Annotated in this window: 15 protein-coding genes; 10 read left to right on the top strand and 5 right to left on the bottom strand. The window is 34.9% G+C overall.

Annotated features, from left to right (window positions below; all coding sequences use genetic code 11):
• Window positions 1–30: 30 nt before the first annotated feature.
• The 3 genes from AB3U99_RS14800 to map form a co-directional block, all read right to left on the bottom strand.
• Complete coding sequence (locus AB3U99_RS14800) at window positions 31–1,320, bottom strand: DUF4179 domain-containing protein (RefSeq protein WP_400242108.1); 1,290 nt, start codon at window positions 1,318–1,320, stop codon at window positions 31–33.
• Window positions 1,317–1,847, bottom strand: a complete 531-nt coding sequence (locus AB3U99_RS14795) for an RNA polymerase sigma factor (RefSeq protein WP_400242107.1) — start codon at window positions 1,845–1,847, stop codon at window positions 1,317–1,319. Before AB3U99_RS14795 ends, AB3U99_RS14800 begins: the two co-directional genes overlap by 4 nt.
• A 132-nt stretch (window positions 1,848–1,979) precedes the next feature.
• Window positions 1,980–2,726 (bottom strand): type I methionyl aminopeptidase, encoded by a 747-nt coding sequence (gene map, locus AB3U99_RS14790; protein WP_400242105.1) that lies wholly within the window; start codon window positions 2,724–2,726, stop codon window positions 1,980–1,982.
• 192 nt (window positions 2,727–2,918) lie between these two features.
• On the opposite strand from map, the gene AB3U99_RS14785 reads away from it, so the two are divergent.
• From AB3U99_RS14785 to lysA, 9 genes are all read left to right on the top strand, one after another.
• Window positions 2,919–4,082 carry a D-alanyl-D-alanine carboxypeptidase family protein gene (locus tag AB3U99_RS14785; RefSeq protein WP_400242103.1) on the top strand — a complete coding sequence of 388 codons (1,164 nt, stop codon included), beginning with the start codon at window positions 2,919–2,921 and terminating at the stop codon, window positions 4,080–4,082.
• Window positions 4,083–4,214: 132 nt separating this feature from the next.
• Entirely contained in the window at window positions 4,215–4,565 is a 351-nt protein-coding gene (gene spoIIAA / locus AB3U99_RS14780) for an anti-sigma F factor antagonist (protein ID WP_400242101.1), read from the top strand.
• 1 nt (window position 4,566) lies between these two features.
• Window positions 4,567–5,007, top strand: a complete 441-nt coding sequence (gene spoIIAB / locus AB3U99_RS14775) for an anti-sigma F factor (protein ID WP_312092432.1) — start codon at window positions 4,567–4,569, stop codon at window positions 5,005–5,007.
• A gap of 12 nt (window positions 5,008–5,019) precedes the next feature.
• Window positions 5,020–5,778 (top strand): RNA polymerase sporulation sigma factor SigF, encoded by a 759-nt coding sequence (gene sigF, locus AB3U99_RS14770; RefSeq protein WP_312092434.1) that lies wholly within the window; start codon window positions 5,020–5,022, stop codon window positions 5,776–5,778.
• 268 nt (window positions 5,779–6,046) lie between these two features.
• A complete protein-coding gene (locus tag AB3U99_RS14765) occupies window positions 6,047–6,667 on the top strand; it encodes a stage V sporulation protein AA (protein ID WP_400242098.1) in 621 nt (206 codons plus the stop codon).
• On the top strand, window positions 6,657–7,076 hold the full coding sequence (locus AB3U99_RS14760; protein WP_400242096.1) for a stage V sporulation protein AB: 420 nt from the start codon (window positions 6,657–6,659) through the stop codon (window positions 7,074–7,076). The genes AB3U99_RS14765 and AB3U99_RS14760 overlap by 11 nt, the downstream gene beginning before the upstream one ends.
• 28 nt (window positions 7,077–7,104) lie before the next feature.
• A complete protein-coding gene (locus AB3U99_RS14755) occupies window positions 7,105–7,683 on the top strand; it encodes a stage V sporulation protein AE (protein WP_400242094.1) in 579 nt (192 codons plus the stop codon).
• Window positions 7,667–9,145, top strand: a complete 1,479-nt coding sequence (locus AB3U99_RS14750) for a spore germination protein (RefSeq protein WP_400242092.1) — start codon at window positions 7,667–7,669, stop codon at window positions 9,143–9,145. The genes AB3U99_RS14755 and AB3U99_RS14750 overlap by 17 nt, the downstream gene beginning before the upstream one ends.
• Window positions 9,146–9,549: 404 nt before the next feature.
• Complete coding sequence (lysA, locus tag AB3U99_RS14745; protein WP_400242090.1) at window positions 9,550–10,875, top strand: diaminopimelate decarboxylase; 1,326 nt, start codon at window positions 9,550–9,552, stop codon at window positions 10,873–10,875.
• A gap of 544 nt (window positions 10,876–11,419) precedes the next feature.
• Here lysA and AB3U99_RS14740 read toward each other — a convergent pair.
• Window positions 11,420–12,286: a DUF1002 domain-containing protein gene (locus AB3U99_RS14740; protein WP_400242088.1), complete on the bottom strand. Its 867-nt coding sequence runs from the start codon at window positions 12,284–12,286 to the stop codon at window positions 11,420–11,422.
• Between the two features lie 747 nt (window positions 12,287–13,033).
• On the opposite strand from AB3U99_RS14740, the gene AB3U99_RS14735 reads away from it, so the two are divergent.
• Window positions 13,034–13,399: a GNAT family N-acetyltransferase gene (locus AB3U99_RS14735; protein WP_400242086.1), complete on the top strand. Its 366-nt coding sequence runs from the start codon at window positions 13,034–13,036 to the stop codon at window positions 13,397–13,399.
• 86 nt (window positions 13,400–13,485) lie between these two features.
• Here AB3U99_RS14735 and AB3U99_RS14730 read toward each other — a convergent pair whose 3' ends face one another.
• Window positions 13,486–14,001: a DUF309 domain-containing protein gene (locus AB3U99_RS14730; protein ID WP_400242084.1), complete on the bottom strand. Its 516-nt coding sequence runs from the start codon at window positions 13,999–14,001 to the stop codon at window positions 13,486–13,488.
• Window positions 14,002–14,130: the final 129 nt, after the last annotated feature.

The raw sequence follows: 14,130 nt of genomic DNA, 5'->3' as shown, positions 1-14,130 counted from the left end.
TCATAGCTGATACTTTGTGAGTCTTTTCGTTTATTCTAAGGGGATATCTATTTTTTTATTATACTCTTTCATATAATGCAATCCACCAATATGAAGTTCTAGAGGCATAGATTTTGTCTTAAATACTAAAGTTCGCATATTTAGAATCGTTTCATCATTGGTTTTTGTTAATTGTTGATTAATTGTCGTTTTTAGCGGAATCTTTTTTTGTTCCTCATTAATAATTCTTACTTTATCCAATAAAATGGAATCACTCGTTGAGATACGTATATTCAACTCATCATTTAATTGGATGTTATTTATTGTTAATTCACCATTCTCAAATGATATCACTCTATTTTCTTCTTTTCCTGTAAGAGAAATCGATTTATTTATTTCTTTATATCCAATAAAGTTTTTCATATGGATTTCGAGTGAATCTACATCTTTAGGTAACCCACCATATTCAATGGAAAAAGCATTATTTTTACCAAAAGATGAAGAACTACTGTAGCCTTCTAATGGGAGGGGCTGGCCATTGACAATTAGTTCCACTCCGTCAAATCCATGACTGAGACGGTCATAATTCTCGACATTAAATGTTCCTTCTATTACTGTTTGAGTGGGGGTAGCTGTAATGGTTTTAAAATTAACCGTTCCTTTATCGACTTTTATTTTTTTATTAATAGATTGCTTCATTTTTGTTTGCAATGCTTCTTTGTGATTATAGGGAAAAGTAACCGCCCCCTCGATTATTTCGGTATCATTTTTCCAGTAATAGTATTGTAGCTTAAGTTTTTTAGAAAAAGCGCTAACTGGATCGAAATTTAAAATTCCAGTCATTTTTGTATTGGCATCATTTATTTCAAAAACAGAACCACCGATTTTTGCATTCGTAAAAAAACCAGTTATTTCTTGAGGGTTAAAAATACTGCTCAATTCATTTGATAAGCCATTTTCATTTGTTAAAGTAACATAAACAACCAATCTATTTTCATCGGAAACAAGCCCATTTATTGTAAGCTCTGTACCGTTTTGTAACATATGTGCTTGTTCAATACTTTGACCGAATCCATCTTCATTTAAATCTTTTAATGATTGGGTCATAATCGTATCAAATCCTAATAGTTTTTTTCCGTAATAAGCAAATGTACTTGATTGGTAAGTAATAAAAATGAATAAAATAATAGCTGCAGATAATAGGAACCATTTCTTAAAAGGAAAAAATTTAACTTGCTTAGTATAAAGTGCTTTCGTTAGTCTTTGTTCTAATTCAGGAGGAGCAGTTATGTTTGTTAACTTCTTTTTTTCTTCTATTAATTTTTGTTCCATTGAGTTCATTTATCTTGCCTCCCATAGCTCCATTTTAATAGGTTTAATCCATTGTGAATTCTTGACTTTACCGTTCCAACAGAGACATTAGTGATTTTAGCAATCGTTGCATTATCTAGATCGTGTAGGTATTTTAATTTTATTGTTTCCGCCTGATTCGGATTTAATGATGTTAGCAATTGTTCTATATCCATCGTCTCTGCTTTATATTTATAGGGGTCGGTTGTTTGAGTTGTATTAGAGTGTATCTCGATATCATCGACAAGTAGCTCTTTTTGCTGTTTTTTTAATTTTCTCTTACATATGTTTACTAAAATAGTCTTGCTCCAGCTATAGAAGGATTCGATGTTTTCTAGTTGCTCAATTTTCTCATACAAGATGATAATCATTTCTTCCATTACGTCCATTGCATCATGTGGATTCTTCATATAGGAATAGGCTAAACGATAGTAATCATCTTTTTGTTGCATTACTAACTGAAGTAAAGCTTTTTTATTTTGCTTTTTTGCCTTGTGTACGAGTTTTTTCACATTCATGCGTTCACCTCTCAATTATATGAGTATTATTACATTTAAAAAGTTCATTTTTTTATAAAAAAAATTAAAAGGGGGGCGGCGTGTATTGTCAAAAAAAAACCAATGGCGAAATGGAAGCCATTGGGTGTGTGTTTATTGTTTTGTTAAAATAACCGGTCCATTAGCTGTAATGGCTAAAGTATGCTCATATTGCGCAGACAGGCTACCATCAACTGTACGTGCTGTCCATCCATCTAAATCAACCTTGGCGTGATACATACCGATATTTAACATAGGTTCAATCGTAATAACCATCCCCTCTTTTAGGCGCGTTCCTACATTAGGTGGGCCATAGTGAGGGATTTGAGGTAGCTCATGCATTTCTCTACCAATTGCATGCCCAACAAAATCTCGAACTACGCCATACCCTTTAGCTTCAGCGAACGTTTGAATGGCATGGGAGATATCTCCCACTCGGTTTCCTGTCACCGCTTGTTCTATTCCTATGTATAAGGCTTCTTCTGTTGTTTTTAATAAGTTTTTCGCATCTTCTGAGACATTCCCTACTGCGTAAGACCATGCAGAATCAGCAAGCCATCCGTCTAAATTTACTACCATATCTATAGTAACAATATCTCCCTCATTTAAGGTTGTTTTGGAAGGGAAACCGTGACAGATTACATCATTGATAGATGCACATGTTGCAAAAGGATAACCATGGTAGCCTTTCTGTTCAGGAGTGGCCCCTCTTTGTAATATAAAGTTTTCGGCAAATACATCGATTTCTTCGGTAGTAATGCCAGGTTTGATTAATTTTTTGATTTCTTTATGACAATCTGCAAGAATTTCTCCTGCTTTTTTCATTTTTTCAATTTGCTCAGGTGTTTTTAAATGCATCAATTGTTTTCCTCCTTTTACCACTATTAATTATAACCTAGATTATCAAACTAGCCTAACTTTTCATATAAAATGCACTACTCTTTCTATCTTAAATTAGAGCTATTCATATTATTTTATGAATATTCCTCATTAGCTGTATAAACCTGTTTTTTTTGGAAAAAATGGAGGCTATATAGAATGGAGGGTCAATAGATGAAACGCATCATATCAATGTTAATCATTACCTGTTTTATAACATCAATTTTGGCACCAAGCACATTAGCTGCTGAGAAAAAGCAAGAATTAGTCGATAATGTAAAATCAGCCATTTTAATTGATCGAGATACAGGAACTATTATGTATGAAAAAAACAGTGAGGAAAAGCTTCCCCCAGCAAGTATGACCAAAATAATGACGATGCTACTAATCATGGAAGCGATTGATCAAGGGAAATTAAAGCTAGATGAAAAAATACGTACAAGTGAGCATGCGGCATCTATGGGTGGCTCACAAATTTTCCTAGAACCTGGAGAAGAAATGACGACAGAGGAAATGTTAAAAGGAATTGCTATCGGTTCAGGAAATGATGCTGCTGTAGCCGTTGCTGAAAGATTAGCAGGCTCTGAAGATGAATTCGTTAATTTAATGAATAAAAAAGCAAAAGAATTAGGTTTAGAAAGTACTCAGTTTCAAAATGTAACAGGGTTGCCGGTAGCGGATCATTACAGTTCTGCAAAAGATATGGCGCTTATAGCTAAAGAGCTATTGAAATATGAAGATATTACAAAATTCACCGGCACGTATGAAGATTATTTAAGAGAAGATACAGATAAAAAGTTTTGGCTTGTTAATACAAACCGTCTTGTTAAGTTTTACCCAGGAGTAGATGGTTTAAAAACTGGTTTTACTGCTGAAGCGAAATATTGTTTAACAGCAACTGCTATGAAGAATGGAATGCGGGTAATTGCTGTTGTTTTCGGTGCGCCAACATCGAAAGAAAGAAATGCTCAAGTAACAAAAATGCTTGATTATGCATTTAGTCAATATGAAACACATCCATTGCATAAACGGGAAGAAGCAATTGGCAAAGTGAAGGTAAGTAAAGGATCAGAAAAAGAAATAACTGCAGTCACAAGCGAACCTATTTCCATCCTTACGAAAAAAGGGGAGCAAATAGATAAATTAGAAAAAGTAATCACCATGAATAAAAATTTGAAAGCTCCAATTGAAAAAGGGCAGGAAATTGGAAAAATTACGTATAAACAAGATGGCAAAACATTAGTTTCAAGTCCGTTAGTTGCCCAAAAAGAAATAAAGCAAGCAAAATGGTGGACATTATTTAAACGCTCAGCTGGAATGTTTACGAAAACAGAATAGTATTTTTAGTGTTGTCGAATCGATTAGTATTCCTTCTTTTTTTAGCGAATTGGCACTAGTTTTGTCTGTGGAGAAGGAAATGAAATATGAATCTAGAATAGTTTCTTTAAACCAAATAAGGAGGCTATTCTTGTGAGTCTTAATATTGAGTTGGAAGTTAAAAACAATGTACTTTGTATACGCCTATCTGGGGAATTGGATCATCACTATGCAGAAGAATTGCGTACAAAAGCAACTACTGCCATAGAGAGCTATGATATTCGTCACATCGTGTTAAATCTTGAACACTTATCCTTCATGGACAGTTCTGGGTTAGGTGTTATATTGGGCAGATATAAACAAATAAAGCAGCTTGGAGGAGAAATGGTGATTTGTGCTATTTCACCGAGTGTACAGCGCTTATTTGATATGTCAGGCATGTTTAAAATTATGAAGCTAGAAACAAATGAAGAATTTGCCCTACAACGATTGGGGGTAGCTTAAGATGAGAAACGAAATGCATATCCAATTTAGCGCTCTTAGCCAGAATGAGTCGTTTGCACGTGTGACCGTGGCAGCTTTTATTGCACAGCTTGATCCTACAATGGATGAATTGACAGAAATAAAAACAGTCGTATCAGAAGCAGTGACAAACTGTATTATTCACGGATATGAAAATGATCCAAATGGAATTGTTTATATTTCTGTCATATTAGAAGATTCATACATTGATTTAACCATCAGGGATGAAGGGAAAGGAATTTTCGATGTAGAGGAAGCAAGACAGCCATTATTTACGACAAAGCCAGAGCTTGAACGATCTGGTATGGGATTCACCATCATGGAAAACTTTATGGATGAAATCGAAATTCAGTCAAGTCCAGATAGCGGAACAGAGATTCGTCTGCGTAAGCATTTGATGAATAGCAAAATGCTAAGCAATTAAGGAGAATCGTCTATGGATGTGGAGGTAAAGAAAGATAAGAAGGAAACGTATCTAAAAGACCATGAAGTCAAAGACTTAATAAAACGAAGCCAAGATGGAGATCAATCAGCAAGAGATACAATCGTTCAGAAAAATATGCGTCTTGTTTGGTCAGTCGTGCAAAGATTTTTAAATAGAGGCTATGATCCAGATGATTTATTTCAAATTGGATGTATCGGTCTATTAAAATCCGTTGATAAATTTGATTTAAGCTATGATGTAAAATTTTCAACCTATGCTGTCCCAATGATTATTGGAGAAATTCAACGATTTATCCGTGATGATGGGACGGTAAAGGTAAGCAGATCGTTAAAAGAATTAAGTAATAAAATTCGTAAGGCGAAGGACGAATTATCTAAACAATATGGCAGAACACCAACAGTTGGGGAACTTTCCGAGTTTTTAGATATACCTCCAGAAGATATCGTTCTCGCGCAAGAAGCAGCAAGAACGCCATCCTCCATTCATGAAACAGTTTATGAAAATGATGGGGATCCTATTACTTTATTGGATCAAATCGATGATGGCAATGAAGGCAAATGGTTTGATAAGATAGCTCTGCAGGAAGCAATCCGCGAATTGGATGAAAGAGAACGTTTGATTGTTTATTTACGATACTATAAAGATCAGACCCAGTCAGAAGTAGCTACAAGGCTAGGGATTTCCCAAGTTCAGGTTTCTAGGCTTGAAAAAAAAATATTACTGCAAATGAAAGAACAGATGGATCTTTAAATAGGAAAAAGTCGGCAAATCTCTATACGAGGATTGCCGACTTTTTTGTAATCCGCACCCCTTTTTGAATAAACGGTATTTTTGGGGGATGAGTGATGATGAAGTGATGGAAAGTTGATTACGTAGAATGAAATCCATTTTGGATTCAAATCCCTATCATTTTATAGTTTTAAGAAAAAATTACCATTTAGAAGTCTTTCATATTTTTATAAAGATTATCGAATACTACACTCAATAGGAAAACAATGTGTGTTAGGACGTGGAAATTATGGCAGAGACGATATATATTCGGATGAAGCATCGAATTCAAAAAAAGTCAGATGAACGGATATTCCTAAAGGACCTTGCGCAAATCATTGCAACAGATGAACTGCTGTCGTCACTAAAAAATGTATGTCTTTACCATATAACAGAGCAGGATAAGAACATCATTATTATAGATAGTACACAGGTTATTCGCGAGATAAAAAAGCGATATAAAGACTTGGAAATTCAACTGATTGGACCTGCTCAAACAATTATAGAGGTAGTTTTTGAAAAGAAGAAAGTAACGCTTCCGTTTTTTATACTAGTCTGGCTTTTGCTGTTTATTGGGTCTGGGTTGACCATTATGAATTTCCATGAAGATGTAAGTATGCAGACTGTACATCAGCGCATTTTTAAGATGATTACCGGTAAGGAAATAGAAAAACCGTTAATTTTTCAGATACCGTATTCAATCGGATTAGGACTTGGAATGGTGATATTTTTTAACCATGTTTTTAAAAAGCGGCTAAATGAAGAGCCGAGCCCGTTAGAAGTAGAAGTGTTTAATTATCAGCAGTCTTTAGATCAATATATGATTATGCATGAAAATAAAGAAAGTATTAAGAAATTAGATGATCATTAGTATCTTATTTGTCATTTTTGTAGGCTTAGCTTGGGGAATTACGGTTGGTGCCGGATATGTTGCTTTTTTAACGGTATTTGGCATTATTCCTAGGCTGACGCAATTGACGAAAACCTTCAGTAAAATATATGCATATGAATGGGCTGCGGTTTTAGGAGCTGTTTTAGGAACACTTGCATTTTTACAAGAACCAACTTTTTCTTTACCGGCTTTTCTACTTATTCTAATGGGATTGGCAGATGGAATTTATGTGGGAATGATTGCGGCTGCATTAACAGAGGTGTTAGATGTATTCCCCCTTTTAGCTAAAAGAATTGGAATTGACGATCGATTATTAGTTTTAATGATGGCTCTTGTTTTTGGTAAAATCTTTGGCTCCTTGTTTCATTGGATCTATTTTATTCCATAATATTAGAAACAGAAAGGAAGTATAAAGAATGGAAAACAGGAGAAAAGTAATACTTATAACCGATGGAGACGAGTATGCCAAGAGAGCCGTTGAGATGGTAGCAAAGGAAGTAGGTGGGAGATGTATATCTACTTCATTTGGTAATCCCAGCCATCATAGTGGCAAGGAAATTTTAAGTCTTATTAAGCAAGCTAAAAATGATCCTGTTTTAGTTATGTTTGATGATAGTGGGTTTGTTGGAGAAGGTACTGGTGAAAGAGCATTAAAATACATAGCAACTCATCCTGATTTAGAAGTGTTGGGAGTCATTGCAGTGGCCAGCAGAACAAGAAGAGAAGAATGGACGAAAATCGATGTTTCGATTGACCAAGATGGAGAATTAACTCCCTATGGTGTTGACAAATATGGAATTCCAGAAATGGAATTGGGAAGAGTGAATGGAGATACCGTATACGTCTTGGATGAGTTAAACTTACCTCTTGTTGTTGGTATTGGTGACATTGGGAAAATGGGAAAAAAAGACTCTTACGAAAAAGGAGCGCCGATTACGAGAAAAGCAGTTGAATATATTTTAGAAAGAAGTGGTTTTTATGAGCAGCAAGACTGAAAAAAAGGTTCAGATATACGAAGATTTAGATAATGTAGAAAAATATATGAAGGATCGGGTCGGGCTTGGAACGAGCTTTGATTTAGGCGTCCGCAAAATAAAAGTAATGCGAAAACAAGTCCATTTATACTATGTGAATGGACTATGTGACAGTGTTTTAATTGCTGAATTGTTAGAGCAGCTATTATTCTTAAATGATACAGATAGAAAATCACAGGCAAGCAATATTTTTGATATTGTTGAAAATCAACTGGTTCACCAAAGTGTTCAGCCAATTGAAAAAATGGATGAATTGGTGGATCAAGTACTTTCTGGATTAATTGCCATTGTCGTAGAGGGCTATAATCACGGGCTAGTTGTAGATGTAAGAAGCTATCCAGGAAGAATGCCGCAAGAACCAGACACGGAAAAGGTCGTTCGTGGTTCTCGAGATGGTTTTGTCGAAAATATTATCGTAAATACAGCTATTACAAGAAGAAGAATTAGAGATGAGCGATTACGCTTTGAAATTATGAGAGTAGGAGAGCGTTCTAAAACCGATATTGCTGTTGGGTATATTGATGGAGTAGCAGATCCAGATTTAATTGAAATTGTCAAAAAAGAAATGCAAAATATAAAAGCAGATGGATTAACGATGGCTGATAAAACGATTGAAGAATTTTTATTAAAGCAAGGTTATAATCCGTATCCTCTTGTTAGATATACCGAAAGAGCGGACGTAGCAGCGACTCATTTATTAGAAGGACATGTGATTATCTATGTAGATACATCACCAAGTGTTATTATTACACCCGCAACCTTTTTCCATCATTTGCAGCATGCAGAAGAATATAGGCAAGCCCCGATGATTGGAACCTTTATAAGATGGGTTAGATTCATTGGTGTTATTGCTTCGATTTTTTTCCTTCCTCTTTGGTTTTTGGTAGTATTAGAACCATCTTTGTTACCTGAAAGGCTTGCTTTTATCGGTCCGAATGAAACGACAAATATTCCGATTGTCGTTCAGATCTTTTTAGCAGACATAGGATTAGAATTTTTGCGGATTGCCGCCATTCATACACCAACACCATTATCAACCGCAATGGGGTTAATTGCTGCAGTCCTTATTGGACAAATTGCGATTGATGTAGGTTTATTTGTTCCAGAGGTAATTCTTTATGTGTCTGTCGCAGCAATTGGTAACTTTGCTACACCTAGTTATGAATTGGGAATTGCCAACAAAATTGTTCGATTAGGTTTGTTAATTGTAGTAGCGATTTTCCGTACGCCAGGATTTATTATTGGAATAACGATTTATCTTTTATTCCTAATCCGCACAAGAACATTAAACGTACCCTATCTATGGCCGTTTATCCCTTTTTATCCAAAAGCCTTTGCTCAAATTCTTGTACGCCGTACGGTTCCAGGCAACAGAATTAGACCAAGTCATTTACATCCACAAGATCGATTTAAGCAGCCTTAAGAAGAAAAACAGTGTTGTTTTTTGAATAGTAGTGGGAGAACGGGCAGATTATTTCAGCTCTTTAGAGAGTGGATAGCTGCCCGTTCTCTTTGGTAAAATTAGTTGATCAGCTATTGAGAATTGCCTGAAATTATGGTACATTTGGATAATTAAAGTGAGCTATTAATAAAGTGAAACTTCAATCAACAGAGGGGTTCTACCTACCTTGGAATGTTAGTTGAATGAATCGTTTTTTACGAGCTGTATTCCTCTTGAATCTTTTTTAATCGTGATTTTATGGTGAGTGTTACGGCCTTCTTACGGGATAAAAATAAGTTTCACAAACAGACAAGTGCTTCCTTTAGACTGTCTGTTTTTGATAGAGGAGTATTTATAATAATTTATGGAAGAATAGAGGGGAATCAATGCACTATTACGGAACTTCAAAAGTAAATGATGCTGGTCATCTTGAAATAGGTGGAGTAGATACGCTCTTATTAGTCGAAAAATTTGGAACACCGGTCTACATTTATGATGTGGAATTAATTAGAGAAAGAGCTAGAGGGTTTAAGCAAACGTTTGACCAATTAGGCGTGAAAGCGCAAGTTGCCTATGCAAGTAAGGCTTTTTCTACGATTGCAATGGTTCAACTAGCAAATGAGGAAGGCTTATCTTTGGATGTTGTTTCTGGTGGTGAATTATATACAGCTATTGCTGCTGATTTCCCTGTAGAAAGAATACATTTTCATGGGAATAATAAAAGTAAAGATGAGCTATTGATGGCAATCGATTATAAGATTGGCTGTATCGTCGTTGATAACTTTTATGAACTTGAAATGCTACATCAATTATGTGAAGAAAAAAAGACAAAAATGTCTATTCTTTTAAGGGTAACACCTGGTATTGAAGCACATACGCATGATTATATATTAACGGGACAGGAAGATTCAAAATTTGGTTTTGACTTACAAAATGGACAAGCGGAAGCTGCTTTGTTAAAGGCGAAAGAGTCACCTTTTTTAGAAGTTTTAGGGCTTCATTGTCATATTGGCTCCCAAATTTTTGATACAACAGGTTTTGTACTTGCTGCCAAAAAAATAATGGCGCATTTAACAGAGTGGAAAGCGAAGCATAGATTTGAGTCACAAGTCTTAAATTTAGGTGGTGGATTTGGTATTCGTTATACAGCGGAAGACCAACCAATCAAGCCTGCTGAATATGTAGAAGTAATCATCAAGGAAGTAAAAGAACAAGTAAGCAATCTGAAAATGAAAATGCCGGAAATATGGATTGAGCCAGGAAGATCTCTTGTAGGTGATGCTGGAACTACACTATATCAAATTGGTTCACGAAAAGAAGTCCCAAATGTCAGAAATTATTTAGCAATTGATGGAGGAATGAGTGATAACATTCGCCCTGCTTTATATCAAGCGAAGTATGAAGCGGTTCTTGCGAATAAGCCTCTGCAGGCACCAGATGAAACAGTTTCAATTGCTGGAAAATGCTGTGAATCAGGGGATATGCTTATTTGGGACCTGCCTTTACCAAAAGCGGATGACAGAGATGTTCTTGCTGTATTCTGTACTGGTGCGTATGGGTATTCCATGGCAAATAATTATAATCGTATTCCAAGACCGCCAGTAGTATTCGTGGAAAACGGGGAAGCAAGATTAGTAGTTCAAAGAGAATCATTTGAAGATTTATTACGATTAGATTTACCGTATAAAGAAGCTGCTTCTTTGAAAAAATAGAGGCTGGGACAAAACTAAATAGCCAATCTGTAAAGACGAACAATCTCTAATTTAGTTCTTAAATATAGGCTACTTTTTCATCCTGAATATTTATGATTTTAAATATAGTCAAGTGTAAAAACTAATTCGTTCCATTGTGCTACAGACAACTCGATGCGCCGGAGAGGAAGGCTTTAGCCTCCTCGGCACGCCTGGGGGTCTAAAGCGTCTCTATTTCTCGCAGGAGTCGAGTGTCTTCCTCTCCATTCCACTTCGTTTTTAAAGGCTGTTTTTCTAAAAACTATTATCGAAATAGAAAAAATTAATTAATTGGAAAACGGAGCAGCCTGATTACACGTAGACTCCTATGGGCAGTTCACTTCACTGAAACTTTCTTTTTTAAGACTAAAAAAAAGAACGATCATACATTGAATTTGTATAATCGTTCTTTTTTTATCTAACTGGAATACTTATGTCCCAGCCTCTTTAAACAATGGCTGTGATAACGAGAAACTAACCATCCGGGGGGGCTTTCTGTCCGTTAAGAGTGGGATAGTATTAAATGTTAGGAAAAGAAAGATTTTATCGCATCCACAATACTTGCAAAAACTTCTTTAATCTTTGCTAAAAAGCTTTTTCCTTCTTCACTTTCTAAATAGCCAGTTAGTTTATCTTTCGCTTCACTTAGTTGATTTCCTACTTGATTCCAGTCTATGTTAAGTTCTTTAAGTTTATTAAAGAAAGAAATAAGACTTTGTAACTGCTCATCTGTTAAATTGATATTTAATTCCTTAGCAGAATCCTGTATGATTGTTTGTACCTCTTCAACTGTCTTTGGTTTTTCTTTCGCTATCTGCTCTTTAATTTTTGCCATTAAAGCAGTAGCTTCTTCTTGTCCGATATCTTCCCCTAAATTAGCTGTTTCTACCATCTCTTCATTTGCTGCCTGTTTTACATCTTCGGGTATTACAGTATCAGTAGACACTTCATATGCTTTAATAATACCTGTTAGGGCAGCAGTGCCTGAAACCTCAATAGGAGCGGTAATATAAATTTTCGCATCCTTTACGCCTGCAGTAATCAATGCATTAATATACATCTCATCAGTAACCCAGTTTATATTTTTCGTTGTTACTTGAATACCTGTACCTTTGTCCCCAATTGTAATGGCAGAAGAGGATATCGCTCTAGTACCAATTAACGATTTTGAGATATAATTTCCTAAATATTGATGTTCTTCTTGATTGGAAACCGTTATAATTTCAGCATCTTCAGGAGCATTCATTTCGGTTAATAAAAGCTGCTTTTGCTCTGCTGTTAAATTTTCTCCGAGGGTAACAATCATATCGCCAACTGCGACATCTGCGTAAGCTGGTATTGGTAAAACTAGTATGAACGCAAGTACCAATAGTAGTAGTTTGTTTTTTTTCATTTATTTACCTCCTGATTTTCCTTCTGATGTACATATTTTTTAGTAGTATATATGCCTTATCTCTTTAAAATAGCATATTTTCACTTAATGTAAAGTGACTATATCTAATAGACGTATATAAATAGCAATTAGTTTCCTATTATAGTCATGTTGTTTTTCTTTCCCTTTATTATTCTCCATAATGGTTGAAAAAATAAAGATTTTTGTAGCTTTTTTAAAGATGCATGCATATTTTATATAGTATTAAATAGAGTTTTAACGTAAAAGTTTAGGTTTAGCATTTAAATTCTTTTTTTTAATGAAGCAAACGAGAATCCTTGTGTGAAATGACATCTGTACTAATGTAAGTGGGGAGGGACGAGCGAAAGATCCTGGAAAGCCCTTTAATACGAATAAAATGAAAGTAATTCTCTGTAATAAGTAATTTGGATTTAATGGTGTAAGAATTAGACTAAATGTTAGAAATTTGGGTATTTAGGCATATGTGGTAATGAATCCTAATGCTTATAAGATTTTCATTGAAGAATATCGCTAATTTATGTATGATAGAACCAATAACATATATAATGTACTTTTGGGCGGTTCTGGATGATTCTTACGAAAAAAGGATGAGGATGATAATAAATTCGTGGCAACTTCGGTGCAGATGAATATTTTTTTGATTTAAGATAAGGAAAGATTGATTGAATCTTATTTTGGATGGGAAAACTGTTAATGACTATGTTTTAAAAATAATGAGGGATATTAATGATTATTCGATATAAAAAGGCATTTGAAAAGATTGCAATGGGCTTATTATCTTTTATGCCAGCAGAAAAAGATTTAAAAGTATTACAACAAACAATTAAACAATATGAGTCTAATGAAAACTGGCAATTATTCTTGTGGAAAGATGAAGAAGATATTATTGGTTTAATCGGTGTTATTTTTGAAGACGAATCTTCCATTACGATTCATCATATATCTGTTAATCCATCTCATAGACATCAAGGTGTTGGAAAATCCATGGTACAGGCTGTTAAAGGACTTTACCCTAATCGTACGATGAAATCAAATGATTTAATTGTGAATTTTTTATCTAAGTGTAACGATGGTGTTCGAGTAGATAAATAGTAGTGGAGACTGTTTCTGTGTAGAAAAACCAAGTAAAGGTTTTTCTGCATGAAAGAGTCTCTTTTTATTTTGCCTAAAAGTACTGGCTATTCCCTTTCACGCTTCTTAATAGCCTCTTCGCGCTCTTGGATAACTAAGCTTCTATCACGTATTAAATGGCGATGAATAATTTCCACGGGGATTTTTTCCTTATTTTTCCATCTTATTTTCATTGATTGTGCCAACTTTTCACATTGTTTTTCTAGGAGCAAATCAGAAATGGGTAAGCGATATGGACAAAATACTTGGCTTTGTTCAATATGTTTTTCTTGTTTCCACAATAAATGGAGTAAGCCTGTTCCATCAAGTCCTAATTTCTTTAAGGCTTCTTTGTGTTTTTCTAAAAGCTTCCTGCTTTTAATGATTGTTTTTTGTGCTCCCTTGAAATTTTCCCTTCGATGATGATAGGCAGAGACTGCCATGAGGATCAATCCTACCCAGATGGATTCCTTATTCCGACTATCGACCTTTTTCCAAAACTCTTCTAATATTTCATGACATTCAAAAAAATCTTGATCCCCATGAAAATGAACAAGAAATTGCATATATTCCTTTGGATACATAAAACGTCTCCTTTTTCATTCAGGCTGCGGGTAAAGCTATAAACAAACTTTGTAAACAACCTTCATTTATATGGTTATTATTATATCGATAATTGAAAAAAATGTAATGATAAGCGATAAAAAAGTGAA

The sequence above is a fragment of the Niallia tiangongensis genome, assembly GCF_044704065.1.
Taxonomy (GTDB): Bacteria; Bacillota; Bacilli; order Bacillales; family Cytobacillaceae; genus Niallia; species Niallia tiangongensis.
This window is presented reverse-complemented; position numbering and strand designations above follow the sequence as displayed.